Origin of the sequence: Ferrimonas sediminicola (assembly GCF_005116715.1) — a bacterium.
Classification (GTDB): Bacteria; Pseudomonadota; Gammaproteobacteria; order Enterobacterales; family Shewanellaceae; genus Ferrimonas; species Ferrimonas sediminicola.
Genome location: NZ_SWCI01000002.1, coordinates 341,553 through 358,935, shown reverse-complemented (window position 1 = coordinate 358,935; position 17,383 = coordinate 341,553). Strand labels below are relative to the sequence as shown.

At 63.9% G+C, this 17,383-nt stretch carries 18 protein-coding genes; 6 read left to right on the top strand and 12 right to left on the bottom strand.

Annotated features, from left to right (window positions below; all coding sequences use genetic code 11):
- Genes FCL40_RS05065 through FCL40_RS05050 form a run of 4 tightly spaced genes read right to left on the bottom strand, consistent with a single transcriptional unit; the run spans position 1 to position 3,824 of the window.
- On the bottom strand, positions 1-1,065 hold the full coding sequence (locus tag FCL40_RS05065) for a succinylglutamate desuccinylase/aspartoacylase family protein (RefSeq protein WP_229360271.1): 1,065 nt from the start codon (positions 1,063-1,065) through the stop codon (positions 1-3).
- Positions 1,052-1,957 carry a 30S ribosomal protein S6--L-glutamate ligase gene (gene rimK / locus FCL40_RS05060; protein WP_136851973.1) on the bottom strand — a complete coding sequence of 302 codons (906 nt, stop codon included), beginning with the start codon at positions 1,955-1,957 and terminating at the stop codon, positions 1,052-1,054. Before rimK ends, FCL40_RS05065 begins: the two co-directional genes overlap by 14 nt.
- Entirely contained in the window at positions 1,954-2,406 is a 453-nt protein-coding gene (locus FCL40_RS05055) for an ATP-dependent zinc protease family protein (protein WP_136851971.1), read from the bottom strand. Before FCL40_RS05055 ends, rimK begins: the two co-directional genes overlap by 4 nt.
- 47 nt (positions 2,407-2,453) lie before the next feature.
- Positions 2,454-3,824 (bottom strand): magnesium transporter, encoded by a 1,371-nt coding sequence (locus FCL40_RS05050; RefSeq protein WP_136851969.1) that lies wholly within the window; start codon positions 3,822-3,824, stop codon positions 2,454-2,456.
- 223 nt (positions 3,825-4,047) lie between these two features.
- Between FCL40_RS05050 and FCL40_RS05045 the strand changes: the two genes are divergently transcribed.
- Complete coding sequence (locus tag FCL40_RS05045; RefSeq protein ID WP_136851967.1) at positions 4,048-5,022, top strand: zinc transporter ZntB; 975 nt, start codon at positions 4,048-4,050, stop codon at positions 5,020-5,022.
- On the opposite strand, the gene FCL40_RS05040 is transcribed toward FCL40_RS05045, so the two are convergent.
- Positions 5,019-5,879, bottom strand: coding sequence for a universal stress protein (locus tag FCL40_RS05040; RefSeq protein WP_136851965.1), 861 nt, complete (start codon positions 5,877-5,879; stop codon positions 5,019-5,021). The genes FCL40_RS05045 and FCL40_RS05040 overlap by 4 nt on opposite strands.
- Positions 5,880-6,096: 217 nt before the next feature.
- Here FCL40_RS05040 and FCL40_RS05035 point away from each other — a divergent pair, with 217 nt between their 5' ends.
- Positions 6,097-6,534: a phosphate-starvation-inducible PsiE family protein gene (locus tag FCL40_RS05035; RefSeq protein WP_136851963.1), complete on the top strand. Its 438-nt coding sequence runs from the start codon at positions 6,097-6,099 to the stop codon at positions 6,532-6,534.
- Between the two features lie 31 nt (positions 6,535-6,565).
- Positions 6,566-6,880: a hypothetical protein gene (locus FCL40_RS05030; RefSeq protein ID WP_136851961.1), complete on the top strand. Its 315-nt coding sequence runs from the start codon at positions 6,566-6,568 to the stop codon at positions 6,878-6,880.
- Positions 6,881-6,946: 66 nt separating this feature from the next.
- Here the strand turns inward: FCL40_RS05030 and FCL40_RS05025 are convergent, their stop codons facing one another.
- The 4 genes from FCL40_RS05025 to potA are packed head-to-tail and all read right to left on the bottom strand — an operon-like array spanning position 6,947 to position 10,765.
- Entirely contained in the window at positions 6,947-7,990 is a 1,044-nt protein-coding gene (locus FCL40_RS05025) for an extracellular solute-binding protein (protein WP_136851959.1), read from the bottom strand.
- A gap of 52 nt (positions 7,991-8,042) precedes the next feature.
- Positions 8,043-8,813 (bottom strand): spermidine/putrescine ABC transporter permease PotC, encoded by a 771-nt coding sequence (gene potC / locus FCL40_RS05020; RefSeq protein ID WP_136851958.1) that lies wholly within the window; start codon positions 8,811-8,813, stop codon positions 8,043-8,045.
- Positions 8,806-9,666: a spermidine/putrescine ABC transporter permease PotB gene (gene potB, locus FCL40_RS05015; protein ID WP_136851956.1), complete on the bottom strand. Its 861-nt coding sequence runs from the start codon at positions 9,664-9,666 to the stop codon at positions 8,806-8,808. Before potB ends, potC begins: the two co-directional genes overlap by 8 nt.
- Positions 9,653-10,765: a spermidine/putrescine ABC transporter ATP-binding protein PotA gene (potA, locus tag FCL40_RS05010; protein ID WP_136851954.1), complete on the bottom strand. Its 1,113-nt coding sequence runs from the start codon at positions 10,763-10,765 to the stop codon at positions 9,653-9,655. Before potA ends, potB begins: the two co-directional genes overlap by 14 nt.
- Before the next feature lie 336 nt (positions 10,766-11,101).
- Between potA and FCL40_RS05005 the strand changes: the two genes are divergently transcribed.
- The 3 genes from FCL40_RS05005 to FCL40_RS04995 are packed head-to-tail and all read left to right on the top strand — an operon-like array spanning position 11,102 to position 13,303.
- Complete coding sequence (locus tag FCL40_RS05005; RefSeq protein ID WP_136851952.1) at positions 11,102-11,881, top strand: hypothetical protein; 780 nt, start codon at positions 11,102-11,104, stop codon at positions 11,879-11,881.
- Between the two features lie 10 nt (positions 11,882-11,891).
- Positions 11,892-12,674: a glucosaminidase domain-containing protein gene (locus tag FCL40_RS05000; RefSeq protein WP_136851950.1), complete on the top strand. Its 783-nt coding sequence runs from the start codon at positions 11,892-11,894 to the stop codon at positions 12,672-12,674.
- Positions 12,674-13,303 carry a DUF2987 domain-containing protein gene (locus tag FCL40_RS04995; protein WP_136851948.1) on the top strand — a complete coding sequence of 210 codons (630 nt, stop codon included), beginning with the start codon at positions 12,674-12,676 and terminating at the stop codon, positions 13,301-13,303. Before FCL40_RS05000 ends, FCL40_RS04995 begins: the two co-directional genes overlap by 1 nt.
- Before the next feature lie 155 nt (positions 13,304-13,458).
- Here FCL40_RS04995 and FCL40_RS04990 read toward each other — a convergent pair whose 3' ends face one another.
- The 3 genes from FCL40_RS04990 to FCL40_RS04980 are packed head-to-tail and all read right to left on the bottom strand — an operon-like array spanning position 13,459 to position 17,370.
- The gene (locus FCL40_RS04990) at positions 13,459-14,292 is read right to left on the bottom strand and encodes an SDR family oxidoreductase (protein ID WP_136851946.1); all 834 of its coding nucleotides are present in this window, start codon (positions 14,290-14,292) and stop codon (positions 13,459-13,461) included.
- 9 nt (positions 14,293-14,301) lie between these two features.
- Positions 14,302-16,209, bottom strand: a complete 1,908-nt coding sequence (locus FCL40_RS04985) for an acetyl/propionyl/methylcrotonyl-CoA carboxylase subunit alpha (RefSeq protein WP_136851944.1) — start codon at positions 16,207-16,209, stop codon at positions 14,302-14,304.
- 9 nt (positions 16,210-16,218) lie between these two features.
- Positions 16,219-17,370, bottom strand: coding sequence for an acyl-CoA dehydrogenase family protein (locus FCL40_RS04980; RefSeq protein ID WP_136851942.1), 1,152 nt, complete (start codon positions 17,368-17,370; stop codon positions 16,219-16,221).
- Positions 17,371-17,383 lie beyond the last annotated feature (13 nt).

The window sequence follows — 17,383 nt, the reverse complement described above, 5'->3', positions numbered from 1 at the left end:
TCAGGTCAGCCCGGGCTCTTCGACGTCGTAAACCATCCCATGGTTGGGTTCCTCTTCGAGGAGCGAGTCGATGTGCGCCTGCGCCTCCTCAACCTGTTGCTGTTCAAAATAGGCCAGGTGAAACAGCGCATCCCCCTCGTTCACCAGCGGCAGGGTGTGCTGGCCGATAACGATCCCCTCCTTGGGGGCCAGCAGGGTAAACTCGCCGTGGCCCAGGGGGGCGGCGATCTTGGCCAGCACCTCGCCTTTCTGCACCTTGGCCCCCAGGGCGACCTGGGAGCGGATGATGCCGTCCTGCTCGGCGCGCACCCAGGAAGTGGAGCGGGCCACCACCATGGGGTGGGGTGGGCTGCGGCGGCGCGAGGGCTGCATGCCCAGGCTGCGCATCACCCGGATGCACCCCTTGACCGCCATGCTGATGGCGCTGCTGTCAAACCTGAGTGCCTCGCCCCCCTCGTAGGTGAGCACCGGTATCCCCTCGGCCTGGGCCACCGCCCGCAGCGAGCCGTCGCGGGTGGCGGCGTTGATCACCACAGGTGCGCCGAACGCCTGGGCCATGGCCGCACTCACCGGGTCGTCCAGGTTGACCCTGAGCTGGGGCAGGTTGGTCCGGTGTACCGCCGCGGTGTGCAGATCGATGATGTGGCTGCAGCGGCTCACCACCTGGTTGAAGAACTGGTTGGCGAGGCGGGCGGCGATGGAGCCTTTGAGGCTGCCGGGGAAGCTGCGGTTCAGATCGCGCCGGTCCGGCAGGTAGCGGCTCTTCTGAAGGAAGCCAAACACGTTGACCACCGGCACCGCCACCAGGGTGCCCTTGAGCTTGTGCGGGTCCACCAGTGACAGGATCTGCCGCACCACCTCGACGCCGTTGAGCTCATCGCCATGGATGGCGGCGCTGATCAGCAGCACCGGCCCCTGCAGGCGGCCGTTGACCACCTCCATGGGGATGGTCAGCGGGGTGTGGGTGTAGAGCTGGGCCACATCCAGGTGGATGGTCTGCCGCTGTCCCGGCTTGACCTCGACCCCGCTGAAGAGGACGGGCCGGTTCGCCTTAGCCCTTGCCACGGGTGCGCGTCCTCTGCGGTTTGGCGTTCTTCTCGATGTATTCGATGATCATGCCGGCGACGTCCTTGCCGGTGGCTTGCTCGATCCCCTCCAGGCCTGGGGAGGAGTTGACCTCCATCACCAGCGGCCCGCGGCTGGATCTGAGCAGGTCGACCCCGGCTACTCTCAGTCCCATCACCTTGGCGGCTTCCACCGCGGTGCGCCGCTCCTCCGGAGTGATGCGCACCAGCGAGGCGCTGCCGCCCCGGTGCAGGTTGGAGCGGAACTCGCCTTCGGCGCCCTGGCGGCGCATGGCGGCGATCACTCGGTCGCCGATGACGAAGCAGCGGATGTCGGCGCCGCCGGCCTCCTTGATGAACTCCTGGACCATGATGTTGGCCTTGAGGCCGAGAAACGCCTCGATGACGCTCTCGGCGGCCTTGCGGGTTTCCGCCAGCACCACGCCAATGCCCTGGGTCCCCTCCAGCAGCTTAATCACCACCGGGGCGCCGCCGACCATGTCCAGCAGGTCCTTGATGTCATCGGGTTTGCTGGCGAAGCCGGTCACCGGCATGCCGATCTTGCGCCGGGACAGCAGCTGCATCGAACGCAGCTTATCCCGGGAGCGGGTGATGGCCACCGACTCGTTAACCGGAAATACCCCCATCATCTCGAACTGGCGCAGCACGGCGCAGCCGTAGAAGGTGACAGAGGCGCCGATTCTGGGAATGATGGCATCGAAGCCGTCCAGACTTTCCCCCCGGGAGTGGATGCTGGGTTGGTCCGAGTTGATGTTCATGTAGCAGCGCAGGGCGTCGATCACCAAAGCCTGGTGGCCGCGCTGCTCACAGGCTTCCATCAGCCGCTGGGTGGAGTAGAGCGACTTGTTGCGGGACAGGATGCCGATCTTCATTTTGGGTGCCCTCCAAGCAAAAAGGATGAGTCGGAGTCAATCAGCAGTCGGCCGCGCATGGCGGTCCGACCGATGAGCATGCGAAATTTCATGGTGTCTCGGTTGGTGACGGTCATCTCTATCGGCCAGCTCACCTCACCCAGGTGCAGCCGGGTGAGGATGACCGGCCGGTTCTCCACGTGGCCGCCGGAGTCGCTGACGTCTCTCTGGTCGACGATGGGGGCCCGACACACCACCACGGTGTCGACGTCCCCCTGGTTGGGGTGGACGTGGAACTCCAGCCAAGGCCGACCCCCGTTGTCGAATACCCGAGTGTAGAACGCGTGCAGGCAGGATGTGCGGGCGCCGGTGTCCATCTTGGCCTTAATGCGGGTGATGCCCAGCTCCGGCAGTGCCACCCACTCGCGCCAACCGGCGCGTTGCAGCGAGGATGCGTTCGAGCTATCCATAGTGCCTCCCAGTGTTAAGTCCGCGGCCCGGCTTTCGAGGCCGGTCGTCAGGGCACCAGCACAAGGCTGCCCAGTCCCAGAAACGTCAGAAAACCCACTACGTCGGTGACCGTGGTCAATACCACCGAGCCCGACAGGGCAGGATCGATGCCGCGGCGGTCCAGCACCACCGGCACCAGCACCCCGGCCAGGGCGGCCACTGTAATGTTGATGATGATGGCCGCCGCCATCACCAGGCCGGTGGCCAGGTCGCCGAACCACAGTCCGGCGACGGCGCCGATGATCACCGACCAGGCGATGCCGTTGAGCACGCCCACGCCGATCTCCTTGGAGAGCAGCGCGCGCAGGTTACCCTGGGCCAGCTGTCCCATGGCCAGGCCGCGGACCACCAGGGTCAGTGTCTGGCTGCCGGCGATGCCCCCCATTGAGGCGACGATGGGCATCAGCACCGCCAGGGACACCACCTGCACCAGGGTAGCTTCGAAGCGGCCGATCACCCAGGAGGCCAGCAGCGCGGTCAGCAGGTTGATCCCCAGCCACAAGGCCCGTCGCTTGCTGCTTTGCAGTACTGGCGAGAACAGGTCGGTTTCCTCATCCAGACCCACGGTGGCCATCAGCCGGGATTCGTACTCCTCCCGGGTCAGCTCCAGCGCCAGTTGCAGGCTGATCCGGCCCTGCAACCGCCCCTCGGTGTCGACCACCGGCAGCGCCGCCAGCCCGGAGTGCTCCACCGCCTCGGTGGCATCCACCACGCTGGTGGTGGCCTGCAGCGGCACCAGGTCCAGCAGCGGCACCTCCTTCAGCCGCTGGGTGTCGGGCAGGCTGGCCAGCTGCTTCAGCGAGATGGCGCCGCGGTAGAGTCCCAGGGCATCCACCAGGTAGGCCTGGTCGCTGAAGGGGTAGTGGCTGCGCAACAGCACCCGAAGGGCGTCGCCGGCGCGGGCGTTGGCGGGCACCAGCACCATCTCGTGGTTCAGGTAGCGCCCCACCTCGTCGTCGCCATACTGGCTGGCCTGCTCGAACCAGTTTCTCTGCCTGGCGGTCATCCTGGTGACCGCGTCGTCCACGATGGCCACCGGCAGGTCGTCCGCCAGCTCGATCAGGGATTCGGCATCGACCCGGTCGAGCAGGGCGGCCAGAGTCGGCTCCGGCAGGGTACGCAGGATGGCGCCACGGGCTTCGGCGCGCATCGCCACCAGCACATCCAGCTGTTCATCCTGGGCCACCTGCTGCCATCGTTCCAGACGGTCACCGATGGGCAGCGATTCCAGCAGCAGGGCGATCTCGCCGGGTTCGACCTGCTCAATGGCCTGCTCAAACAGCGATTCCTGCTGCTCCTCCTTGGCCAGGCTGAGTCGTTCGACCAGATGGCTGACCTCCTCACGGGAGGTGTCCAGTTCGTTCGGTAGGTCGGCCAATCTGTTCTCCGTCGTTAAAAGCGTGGTTAAAAAAGAGTCAGTATTTCAATAGGATCATGCGCCCAAAACGGCAGTTGCACAACCCTATTTTGCGGCCCGACCGCACCAAGTTTCAGCTGGGCTGCGTCTCCGTGGTCGGGGCAGGGCTCACCGCCGGTTTATCGTTTATTTCTGTCAGCCATCTATCTAAGATTAGAGGAGTATTTTTAGGGACGAGACTGAGATGAAGGATAGCCAAGGATTGATCATTGGTCGCCGTTTCGACGGGCAGGGAGGCGCTCAGCCGCTGGCACTGGCCGACGCCGACGACTGGGGAGCGGGCGAGGAGAGTGTCTGGCTCCATTTCGACTACACCGATGAGGGCGCCAGGGGGTGGATTGAGCACCACAGTGGTCTGGAGCGGGTCGCCGTCGACGCCCTGCTCTCCGAAGGCAGCCGTCCCAGGGCGACGCTGTTGACCGACGGGCTGCTGCTCAACCTGCGCGGCGTCAACCTCAGCCCGGGATCCGATCCGGAGGATATGGTGGGTATTCGCCTGTGGACCGACGGGCGGCGGATCTTAACCACCCGCAAACGGCAGCTGTTGTCGGTACGGGACGTGGCCGACCGCTGGGAGCAGGGTGACGGGCCACGTAACGTCGGCGAGTTTCTGGTGCTGCTGACCGGGCGACTGATGGCGCGGATGCAGGGCACCATAGACCAGACCGAGGAGTTGATTGATGAGATAGAGGAGCAGATGCTCAGCGGTGCCCCCCCGGTCCTTCGCAGCCAGATTGCCTCGGTGCGGCGTACGGTGATCTCGCTGCGGCGCTACCTGTCGCCGCAGCGCGAGGCGCTTCAGCAGTTGCAGACCCTGAGGATCGTCTGGCTGAACCAAGAGGATCGCCAGGCCCTGCGCGAAGTGGCCGACCACCTCAGCCGCTTTATCGAGGGGCTGGATTCGGTGCGCGAGCGAGCGGTGGTCGCCCAGGAGGAGCAGAACAACAGGCTGTCGGAGAAGATGAACAAGCGCATGTATGTGCTGTCGTTAGTGGCGGCTATCTTCCTGCCCCTGGGGTTTCTCACCGGCTTGCTGGGGGTGAACGTTGGCGGCATCCCCGGGGCGAACTTTCGCTTCTCCTTTTGGATATTCTGCGGGCTGTTGACCGCCCTGGTGGGTTTGCAGTGGTGGCTGTTCAAACGCAACCGCTGGCTCTAGCCCGAGGGCTGCGCCTCCTTGGGTACCATCAGCAGATCACAGCAGAGGATCTCCAGCAGCCCATCGCTGGTGCTGCCGGTGATCTGGCGTTGCCACACCCCACGGGCCACCAACCCCACCACCAGGATGTCGGTGCGGTGGCTCTGACAGTAGTGGACCAGGGCCTGAGTCGGCTCCCCCTGGATCAGCCGCCAGTCCAGTTTGCGCCAGCCGTTGGCGGTGATGAACTCCTGAACTCCCTGCTGGTGGGTGGACTGAATCATGCTGCGGTACTTGACCATGTAGGCTGGCACATAGCAGCTGTGCACCAGGGTGATCTCCCCCTTGAGGGCCCGGCTCAGGGCCAGCGCCTGATTGACGATCTTGATATCCATGTTGGCCGGACGATCACTCTTGTGGAAGGGGTCGATGCCGGCCAGCAGTAGCGGCGGGGTGTGCCAGGGCCGGTCGCTCAATAGCAGCACCGGACACTGGCTCTCCTCAACCACGTGCCGGAACGGCGACGGGATTCGCTTGCCGGCGCAGTAGACGATCAGCAGCTCGCCGTCGGACTCCCAGCGGTGGCGCTCCGCCGACAGGTTTTTGGTCCACACATACTCCAGGGTAAAGGCCAACCGGTCCGAGGTGAGCGGGGCCACCAGCGACTGCGCCCAGCGCACCACCGAGGCCTTGTAGCTTTCGGCCGTCGCCGCCAGTTCGTCGTCATCGAACAGGTAGAAGCGCTGTAGCGGCGGCGATTCGCCGTGGACGATGACCCGGCAGGGGGAGACAAGGCTTCGGGACAGCGCCCGAATCTTTGACCTCAGCAAGCCGACATCGCCCTGAAGGGCGCCAAGCAACAGGGTGGTTCGGTACATCCGCGTCTCCTTGACTGTTGGGCCGGCGACCGTGGGGCGAACCCTCGCGGCTTTTGGCGGACTTCGCCCTCTGAGTATAGCGGCAACCTGGACCGCCTAGGTCTCGGACTATCAGGGAAATTTCCCACTAAGCGGCTACAGTTAGTCTACTCTGACTGTGCTCACCGGGCCTGTCGACCCGGTTGGGCCGGGGGGCCATTCGCGAAGGGGATTCGGCATGTTCAGCGACAGAATCAAGGTCTACTACGATAAAGCGATCGATGCGGTTTTCGGCTTGATACTGCTGTTCATCTCCATTGCGGTGGCCATCGGAGCGCTGAAGCTGTTCTTTACCACCTGGGACCTGGTGCGCGCCGCCGGGGTGACCGGCAGCTACATTCACATCATCACCGATGTGCTGACTCTGTACGTGATGATTGAACTGTCCAAGTCCCTGGTGGAGTATTTCCGCTCCCACCGCTTGCGTTTGACCTTTATCCTGGATGCGGCCATCGTCTTTGTCGTCAGGGAGGTGTTGATTACCCTGTTCAAGCATGAGGTGAAGGCGGAGCTGATCTACGCCTTTTCAGTGTTCCTGCTGGTGCTGGGGGCGATCAGGGTGGCGGCGATCATGGTCTACCAGAGGGAAAAGCGGATTTCCGGTGAGGAGCACTGAGGGGCCCAACCGTTCGAGATAGGGAGAGTCGATGTCAGACAAGATGATCAAATCTTCGATAGCCACGGTGCAGCAGGGGGTGGCCAAGGCGGACGGGCGCCTGTGGCTGAGTGAGCAGCAGATCGGCTTCGAGCCCTTTAACCACCAGTTTGGCCTGGGGCCCTACCGTTTCGCCCGGAGCGAGGTGGCCGAATCGGAAACCTGCCTGGGCAAGGGGGCCGGGGTACTGCCGATCACCACCGACGCCATCCGCCTGACCCTGGCCGATGGACGGGTCTTTGAGTTCCTGGTGGCGCATCCCCGGGAGTGGCTCGAGGCCCTGGCCCCTGAGATCGGTTCGACCTGATGCCTTTGCCAAGACCGGGAGTAAAAACGCCGCGAATTCGCGGCGTTTTTCAGATCAGGCATCGGTTTAGTTGCCGGTGCGCAGTTTCTGCCAGTACTTGTCGTAGAGGCGAACCGCTTCGCCGACGTCGGACTGGAACTCACCGGCCTCGATCACCTCGGAGGGCGGGTAGATGATGGGGTTGTTGGCAAACTCCGGGTCGAGCATCGCCTTGGCGGTCTTGTTGGGGGTGGGGTAGCCCACCTCTTGACACACCTTGGCAGCCACCTCTGGGCGCAGCAGGAAGTTAATTAGCTTGTGGGCCGCTTCCACGTTCTCGGCGCCGGCTGGGATGGACAGGTTGTCCATCCAGAAGATGGCGCCCTCTTTGGGGTAGATCATGGTGATGGCCGGATCGTTTTTGTTGGCCTCGAAGGCAGAGCCGTTCCAGATCATCCCCAGGGAGACCTCACCGGCCATGTAGGGCAGGGACGGGGTGTCGGAGTTGAACACCAGGGCGTTGGGCATCAGCTTCCTGAGGTACTGGTAGGCCTCCTCCAGCTCCTTGGGATCGGTGGAGTTGGCGGAGTAACCCAGGATGCGCAGGGCCATGTGGAACACTTCACGCTGATCGTTCATCAGCATCAGTTGGCCCTTCCACTTGGGATCCCACAGATCTTTCCAGCCGCTGATGGTGGCCGGATCGACGAAGTCGGTGTTGATGCCGATGCCGGTGGCGCCCCAGACGTAGGGGATGGAGTACTGGTTGCCGGGATCGTAGGGCTTATCCAGCATCAGCGGATCCAGGTGCTTGAAGTTGCTCAGTTTGGCGTGGTCGACGGGCTGCAGCAGGCCCTCGTCCCGCATCTTGGCCACGAAGTAGGTGGAGGGCACCACGATGTCGTAGCCTTTTGCACCGGTCAGCTTCAGTTTGGCGTGCATCGCCTCGTTGGAGTCGTAGGTGGTGTAGATCACCTTGATGCCGGTCTCTTTCTCAAACTCGGTCAACAGGCCTTCCGGGATGTATTCGGACCAGTTGTAGAAGTAGACAACGTCGTTGGCCGCCTGGGAGGCGAAGCTGCACAGGGCGATAAGCGCAGCAGACGCGAAGTTAGCCAGGGTGCGGATCATTGTTTTTGTTTCCTCGAATCAACGGAGTGGGCAGGTGATGCGCAAGCGAAGCTTACGCCGTTTTTCGCTTTAGTACCAACTGGGCGGCCGCTACCAGCAGCAGCGACAGGATCAGCATCAGGGTAGCCAGGGCGTTCACCTCAGGAGAGACGCCCACCTTCACCATAGAGTAGATCTTCAGCGGCAGAATTTCGTAGGCCGGTCCGGTCACGAACGAACTGATGATCACATCATCCAGGGAGAGGGTGAAACTGAGCAGCCAACCGGCGAAGATGGCCGGTGCCGCCAGCGGCAGGATGATCTTGCGGAAGATGCGCCACTCGCTGGCGCCCAGATCCCGGGCCGCTTCCAAGATGGCGTTGTCGAACCCCTTGAGGCGGGCGAACACGGTCACCACCACGAACGGCAGACAGAAGGTGATGTGGGCCATCAGCAGCGACCAGAACCCCAGGGCGATGCCGAAGCTGACGAACAGCGCCAGCAGGGAGACCGCCATGACGATGTCCGGCGAGGTCATCACCACGAACAGCATGCCGTTGAGCGCCATCTTGCCGCGGAAGCGGTAGCGGAACAGGGCCACCGCCGCCAGGGTGCCGATGGCGGTGGCCAGGGTGGCGGAAAACACGGCGATGGTCAGGGAGTGGCGCGCCGCTTCCATCAGGCCGGCGTTGTCGATCAGTGCCTGGTACCACTTGCCGGTGAGCCCCATCCACTTGATGCCGTACTTGTGGGCATTGAAGGAGTTGGCCACCAGCACCGCGATGGGGGCATAGAGGTAGGTGAACAGCAGGGCCAGGAAGCCCCACTTCAGATATTTAGACATCGAGCTCCTCCTTGCGGCGCAGCATCTGTCCCACCTTGTGGTAGAGCACCAGCATCACCGCCATCATCATTAGCAGCGCCACGCTCAGGGAGGCGCCGAAGGGCCAGTTCTGGGCCACCAGGATCTGGTCCTTGATCAGGTTACCGATGAGCGGGTTCTTGGCGCCCTCCAGCAGGTCGGAGATGTAGAACATCCCCATGGCGGGCAAAAACACCATCAGGCTGCCGGCGATGATCCCGGGCAGCGTCAGGGGCAGGACGATGGTGCGGAAGATGCGCAGCCTGGTGGCGCCCAGATCCCGGGCCGCCTCGATGTAGCTGCGGGGCAGCTTCTCGATGCTGGAGAACAGCGGCAGGATCATGAAGGGCAGCAGGATGTAGACCATGCCGATCAGCACCGCCGCCTGGGTGTACATCAGCCGCAGCGGGGCATCGATGATCCCCAGCTCCAGCAGGCCCCAGTTGAGGACGCCGCGGGTGCCGAGGATGATCTTGATGGCGTAGGTGCGGATCAGCGAGTTGGTCCAGAAGGGCACGATCACCATAAACAGCAGGATGCCGCGCACCCTGGGACTGAACTGGGCGATGAACCAGGCGGCCGGGTAGCCGATCAGCAGGCAGAGCAGGGTGGTGAAGCCCGCAAGGTAGACGGAATAGCCCACCACTTTGGCGTAGATGGGGTCAATCAGCTGGCCGTAGTTCTCCCAGGTGAAGCTGAAGCGCACCAGGTCGTGAATGTCGGAGGTGAGGAAACTGGCGACCAGCACCATCAGGTTGGGGATCAGCACGAAGCTCACCAGCCACAGGCTGATGAGTCCGATGGAGAACCACTTGAACTTGTTACTGGCCGTCATAGGGCAGCACCACCTCCCAGCTGGGCACCCAGGTGACGGCCACCCGCTGGCCCAGGCTGTGGTCTACGTCGGGGTCGTCTTCGTTGAAGAACTCGGACACCTGGATCTGCTGACCGTTGTCCAGGGCGATCACCGAATCCAGGGTCATCCCCTTGTAGGTGCGCTCGGTGACGGTGCCGGTGAGGAACTCGCTGTCGCCGTCAGCGGGGATCTCCTCCAGGCGCAGATCTTCGGGTCGCAGCAGGACGTTGATCTTGCTGCCCAACTGCAGCGGCTTCTCACTGTAGACAGGATAGATCTTGCCGCTGATGTCGCAGCGGTAGTGACGTTCCTTCATGGGTTCGAGCACTTCGGCGGCGAACAGGTTGGACTCGCCGATAAACTCGGCCACGAAACGGCTGGCCGGAGTTTCATAGATCTCCTTGGGGGTGCCGGTCTGCACCACTTCGCCTTCGCGCATCACCAGGATGCGGTCCGACATGGAGAGCGCCTCCTCCTGATCATGGGTGACGAAGATGAAGGTGATCCCCAGCTTGCGCTGCAACTGCTTGAGTTCGATCTGCATCTGTTTGCGCAGCTTGTAGTCCAGGGCACTGAGGCTTTCATCCAGCAACAGTACCTTGGGGCGGTTGACCACCGCCCGGGCGATGGCGATGCGCTGCTGCTGACCGCCGGAGAGTTGATCCGGCTTGCGGGACGCCATGGCGTCCAGTTGCACCATCTTCAGCGCCTCGATCACCCGCGGCTTGATCTCCCCCTCCGGCACCTTGGCGGTGCGCAGGCCGAAGGCGACGTTGTCGTACACCGTCATATGGGGGAAAAGGGCGTAACTCTGGAAGACGGTGTTGACGTTGCGCTGTTCCGGGCCCAGATGGGTGATCTCCTGGCCACCCAGCAGGATGCGGCCGGCGCTGCACTCCTCCAGCCCGGCGATCAATCTGAGTACGGTGGTTTTCCCGCAACCGGAGGGACCCAGCAGGGTGACGAACTCGCCGTCGTAGATCGCCAGGGAGAGGTTGTCGATGATGGTCCTGTCCCCGTCGTAGGACTTGGTGACAGAGTCCAGGCGGACCAGGGTCTCTTGAGTGGAGTGACTCATGGGCGATTCCAGTTCAAGGAGCCAGTGCGGCTAGGGTTAAAAAAGCAAAATGAGGCGGCGAATTCTAGTGGTTAACCGGCAAAACTCCAAGCACAGTTTTCCCCGTAAAAGCGGCGAATTTTAGCCGTTGAGCGACGATGTGCGCCAGATCACGTTGCCTGATTATGCCTCGGAGAAATCAGCCGAATTTCTGAGGGTGGGCCCGGTTGCGACTGAACCGCCGCTGACGCTGACGGCAACTTTGCCGTAACAGGGATTGGGAACCTTGGTATTCCCGGGTATAATGTTAGATTAACCTGTTGTTTTAGCGAGCTACGCCCGTTTTTAATGCAATCTTTGAATCTAGTTTCCGTCCTGCGTGAGACCTTTTCCCTGGTCCGGCAGGATATTCGGCCACTCCTGTACGCCACCGTTGCCAGCGCCGTCGCCATGACCCTGGTGTTTTTCCTGTTTTACTGGGTCATCGAAACCCTGCTGGGGATGCCCATTGAGGTGAGCCTGGAGCAGGCCTCGGAAGGCTTTATGATCCTGCAGCTGGTGATGGTGGTTGTCACCGCCCCGGTGGAAGCGGGCTTGGCCTATATCGGCCTGCAGCGCGCCCTGGGCAAACCGGCCAGTGCCTCGGACATGCTTCGGGTTTTGCCCCTGACCGCACCGCTGCTGCTGATCAGCCTGATCACCGGCATGGTGGGGCAACTGGGCTTTGCCCTGTTCTTCATGCTGGGACTGGGTCTGATGGTGCTGCTGAGCCAGGCCAACCTCTACTATGTGGTGAACCGCACCAGTCCGGTACGCTCCATCATCGACAGCGCCCGGGTGATGCTCAAGCACCTGCTGCCGGCCTTTGGCGCCTACTCACTGGCGGTACTGGGCCTGATCACCGCCTTCTGGCCGCTGGCCATGGTGATGGGCAGCCAGATGCAGGGCGGCAGTGCAGACGGCACCACCGAACTGCTGGCTTCCGTCGTTACCCTGTTGGCGCTGTGCTGGATGATACCCTTCTTCTTCCAGCTTAAGGGCGTGCTCTACAAGCACCTGTTCGTTGTTAAGGGGGAGTCGAAGTTGAACCCGGACACCACCACAGATGGCGGTGGCAAGGGCCACTTTGAGGCTTAAGGAGAACCTGATGAGACCCTTAGCGGGCGTGATAGTCGCCCTTGGGCTGGTGGCCCTTGGCATTCTGTGGATCGAGACCCAGGTAGATGAGAAGCGGCCCGAGGTGGCCAGGCTGCCGATTCAGCCCAACACAGCGGTCAGTGCCCTGCCTGACTTTGCCGCCATCGCCGACGTGCGGGAGAAGAAGCGCGCCTTCTTCGGTTTCCTGCGCCCCACGGTGGAGCAGGTGAACCTGAAGATCAACGGCCAGCGCCAGTTCCTGCTGCAGTTGAAGCAGCGACTGGACCAGGGGTTAACCATCAGCGGCCCCCAGGCTGCCAAGGCGGAACGCATTGCCCAGCAGTACGGCTATGAGCTGCGCCAGATCTCCAGCGAGACCCTGGCGCCGCTGCTGGTCCGGGTGGACACCATTCCGGTGGAGATGGTGCTGGTTCAGGCGGCCAATGAGACCGGCTGGGGCAGCTCCCGTTTTGCCCGGGACGGGCTCAACTTCTTCGGTCAGTGGTGCTTCAAGGCCGGGTGCGGCCTGGTGCCCCAGGGCCGGGACGATGGCCGCAACCACGAAGTGGCCAAGTTTGATACCGTCGAAGCCTCTGTCAGCTCCTACCTGAAGAACCTCAACACCAATCCTGCCTACCAGGATCTGAGGGCGATCCGTTCGGAGCTGCGTGGCGCCCGGATGGAGGTGACCGCCGCCAGCCTGATCCCCGGCCTGATCCGCTACTCGGAGCGAAAAGAGGCCTACGTGGATGAACTGCTGAACATGTTGGAAACCAACCGAAGGTATATGTAATGAAACCGATCACAGGGATGTTGTTGGCCGCCAGTCTGGCGCTGTCATTCTCGGCCCAGGCCTTGACCCTGGACTACAAGGGCTTCTACGACCGCCTCGACAAGCTCTATCAGCCCGGCATCAACCGGCTGAAGCTGGTGTTCTACTTCAAGGACCGGGAGACCGGCGCCCCCTGCCGGGTCAATGCCGGCCGCATCCTGCGTCACGAGACGGCGCAGCCGCTGCTGGTGGGGCAACAGCAGCAACTGCTGCTGCCGTTCGACCGGGATCTGCGCCAGAACGCGGCGGTGATCCAGGTGGCGCTGGAAAATGAGCCTCGCTGTGACTTCGCCATGCAGATCCAGGCGGAAACCCTGGATCAGACTCGCTTCAGCGGCGACCAGTTGGCGGAGATCCGCGATCAGATGAACCGGTTGATGCGCTCCTACGCCGGCGTGGGCTTTGGCTGGCTTCAGCCGGAGGTGAAGGGGGTGACCCTGAGCCTGGTGGAGGGGACCAAAGTGAGCCTGGAGGGGGAGGGCAGTGTGCCGCAGAGCGTTGATGGCAAGCTGATGCTGACGCCCGAGCAGTTGGTTGGCGCCACCCTGATCCTGAGCCGGCCGCCCCGTACTCTCTCGCCGCTGATGTAACCCGACACGGACGCCGGGGCTCCGCCGGGTGCCGCGCATTGTCTGCCGGTCCGCTCGCCAAGGCAGTCGTCCTCCCTCGAAATAACGCCTCGTCCGGCTCAATACCGCGGCGACCGAGTGGTCTGCTTCGCCGCGGGTCACCCTCCCGGTCACGGCTAGGGCCTATCCAGGAACAGATCGGTGAAGAATTCGGTGGTACCCGGCTGGTAGGCGTAGTGATCAAACTGGGTCTGACCGAAGCGACGCAGCAGGTCCTCGTCCACCAGCAGCTCTCCGCTGAGCTGGGTGGTAGGCTGGCTGAGGATGGTGTAGGCGGCATCGGCCATGATCTGCGGCGTGCGGCTGACCGCGAACAGCTGCTCGCCGCCGGCTTCGTACTTCACCGCATCGGTGGCGATGGTGGTCTTGGGCCACAGCGAATTGACGGCGATGTTGTCCCCCCTGAACTCCTCCGCCATCCCCAGGGTGAGCATCGACATGCCGTACTTGGTGGTGGTGTAGGGGCCGTAATCCTTGAACCACTTGGGGTCCAGGTTGATTGGGGGCGACAGGTTGAGGATATGCCCGCCGCCGCTGCGGCGCATCAGCGGCAGCAGCGCCTGGGCACACAGCAGCACCGCCCGGTTGTTGACCTGGAACATTAGGTCGTACTTGCGCACCGGGGTGCACTCCACATTGGTCAGCCGGATCGCCCCGGCGTTGTTGATCAGTCCGTCGAGGCGACCAAACTCGGCCTCCACCCGCTCGGCCATCTGCTGGACCGAGGCCTCCTGGCGCACATCCAACTGCAACGGCAGCGCCCTCTGGCCGGTGGCCAGGATCTCGTCACAGACGCTGTGGATGGTGCCCGGCAGCTTGGGGTGGGGTTTGTCGGACTTGGCGGCCACCACCACGGCGGCGCCGTGGGAGGCGAGCTTCATCGCCATCGCCCGGCCAATCCCTCGGCTGGCGCCGGTGATCACGTACACTTTTCCCTCTAGATTCAACATGGTCTCTCCCTAGTCTTCGATGGTGATCAGCAGTTGTTGTGCGGTCACCTGTTCGCCCGTTGTCACCGACACCCGGGTCACGGTGCCACTGCGCCCGGCGGTCAGCGGCAGCTCCATTTTCATCGCCTCCAGGGTCAGCAGTGGCTGCCCCTGCTCGACGCTCTGGCCCGGCTGAACCAGCACCGACCGGATGCAGCCGTCCATGGGGGCCAGGGCCTGGCCATCGCCCACGGCGGCTCCGCTGGCGGGGGGCGCCAGGGTCTGGTCGAGGAAATGGTAGCACTGACCCTGGTAGGTGAGCGTCAGCGCCGCGTCTTGCCGCAGGATCTCCAGGGTGCGCCGGTGGCCGTCGCTGGTGCAGATCAGCTGACTGTCCTGCCGGCAGACCTCGGCGTCGACGCTGTTCTGGCCGAGCCGGACCCGGCACCGCTCTCCTCGGGGCTCCAGGCGCAGGCAGCGGCTCTCTTTACCATAGTCCAGAGTCAGGCTCATGGGGCGCCGGGGCGGGGAAGTGCCACAGAACACCAGTGCGGCGCAGGCCCACAGCCAGTCTGGGGCTTCCGGGGCGGCGCACAGCTGAGGCGCACTGTCCAGGTAACCGGTGTTGGCTTCGGCGTCGATCACCGGTCGGCTGCCGAGCAGGCGCACCAGGTAGCCCAGGTTGGTGGTGACGCCCAGGATCTGGGTCCGCTCCAGCGCCCGCCGCAGGCGGCGCAGGGCGGTAGGGCGATCCTCGCCCCAGGCCACCACCTTGGCCAGCAGTGGGTCGTAGTGGCGGCTGACGGTTACTCCGGCGGCCAGGGCATGTTCCACCCGGATGCCGGGCCCTGCCGGCGGCCGCCACCGTTTAATGACACCGGTGGCCGGCAGAAACCCGCGTTCGGGATCCTCGGCGTAGACCCGGGCCTCGACGGCGCAGCCCTGATTGCACAGCTGTGCCTGGGTCAGAGGCAACGGCTCGCCGGCGGCGACCCTCAGCTGCCAGGCCACCAGGTCCTGGCCGCTGATCAGCTCGGTCACCGGGTGCTCTACCTGCAGCCGGGTGTTCATCTCCAGGAAGTAGTACTCCCCCTGGGGTGAAAGCAGAAACTCGACGGTGCCCGCCCCCTGGTAGCGGCAGTGGCTGGCCAGGGCCACGGCGGACCGGCCCAGTCGCCGCCTCAGCGCCTCACCGAGGCCGGGCGCCGGCGCCTCCTCCACCACCTTCTGGTGGCGGCGCTGCAGTGAACAGTCGCGCTCACCCAGGTGAAGGTAGTGGCCGTGGTGGTCGGCAAACACCTGCACCTCAATGTGTCTGGCCTGTGCCAGCGCCGGCTCCAGGATCAGCCGGTCGCATCCGAACGTCCTGGCGGCCTCGGAGCGGGCCAGCGCAATGAGGTCGGCAAGTTCCTCGTCACGCCGGGCCAGCCGCATCCCCTTGCCGCCCCCTCCGGCGGCGGCCTTGATCATCACCGGCAGGCCGAGGGCCCGGGCTTCGGTGCACAGGCGCTCGGTGCGCTGATCCTCGCCCTGGTAACCTGGGAGGCAGGGTACGCCGGCTTCCAGCGCCGCCCCCTTGGCCCGGGCCTTGTCGCCCATCAGTTCGATGGTCTCCTCTTCCGGGCCGATGAACAGGAGCCCCGCCTGGCGGCAGCGTCGGGCAAACTCGGCCTGTTCGGACAGAAAGCCGTAGCCGGGGTGGATGGCATCGGCTCCGGTGCGCCGGGCCGCCCCGAGCAGGGCGTCGATGTTGAGATAGGAGTCGGTTGCCGGGGCGGGGCCCAACCGCACCGCCTCGTCGGCCAGGGCCAGCACCGGCGAGTCGGCATCGGCGTCGGAGTAGACGGCGACGGTGCGGTAACCCAGCCCACGGGCACAGCGGAGGATGCGGGCGGCGATCTCGCCGCGGTTGGCCACTAGCAGGGTGTCGAATCCCATGGCACCCCCTCAGCGACGACCGGGCAGGGTGCCCATGGCCTTGCAGATGATCGTCAGCATCACCTCGTCGGCGCCGCCGCCGATGGAGCACAGCCGCTGATCCCGGTAGGCGCGGGACACCGGGTTGTCCCACATGAACCCCATGCCGCCCCAGTACTGCAGGCAGGCATCGGTGACCTCCCGGCACAGCCGTCCCCCTTTGAGTTTGGCCATGGAGGCCAGGGTGGTGACCTGCTCTCCCTTGATGTGGGCGGCGGTGGCTCGATACACCAGCGCGCGCAGGCACTCCACCTCGGTCTGCAGCTCCGCCAGGCGGAAGTGCACCGACTGGTTGTCCAGGATCGCCTGGCCGAAGGCCTGGCGCTGACCGGCGTAGGTTATGGTCTGAGTGATGCAGTTCTCCAGCATGCGGATGCACATGGCGGCGCCGAACAGCCGCTCCTCCTGAAACTGCAGCATCTGCAGGGTGAAGCCGGCGCCCTCATCGCCGACCCGATTGGTCTTTGGCACCCTGACCTCATCGAAGAAGATCTGGGCGGTGTCCGAGCTGCGCATCCCCAGCTTGTCGAGCTTGGCGGAGAGGCTGATCCCCGCCGTGTCCATGGGGACGATGATCAGCGATTTGTTGCTGTGGGCCGGCCCCTCACAGGTGTTGGCCAGCAGGCAGAGGAAGTCCGCCTGGGTGGCGTTGGTGATCCACATCTTGCTGCCGTTGATTACATAGTGGTCGCCGTCACTGCGCGCCGTGGTGTTGATAGCGGAGACGTCCGAGCCAGCACCAGGTTCGCTGACGCCGATGGCGGCCACCATCTCACCCCGAATGGCGGGGGCCAGGTATTGTCGCCTCAGTGCGTCGGAGCCGAAGCGGGCCAGGGCCGGAGTCGCCATGTCGGTCTGGACGCCGATGGACAGGGGCACTCCGCCACAGTGGGCTGCCCCGATCTCCTCCGCGAACACCAGCTGGTAGCTGTAATCCAGCCCCAGGCCGTCGAAGGCCACCGGCTTGGTGATCCCCAGCAGCCCCAGTTTGCCCAGCTTGGCCATCAGCTCCCGGGCCGGGTAGATGCCGTCGCGCTCCCACTGATCCACATGGGGGTTGATCTCCCGCTCGACAAACTGGCGCACCGTCTGCCTGAGTTGCTCATGTTCCTCGGTAAACATCCTGTCTCTCCTG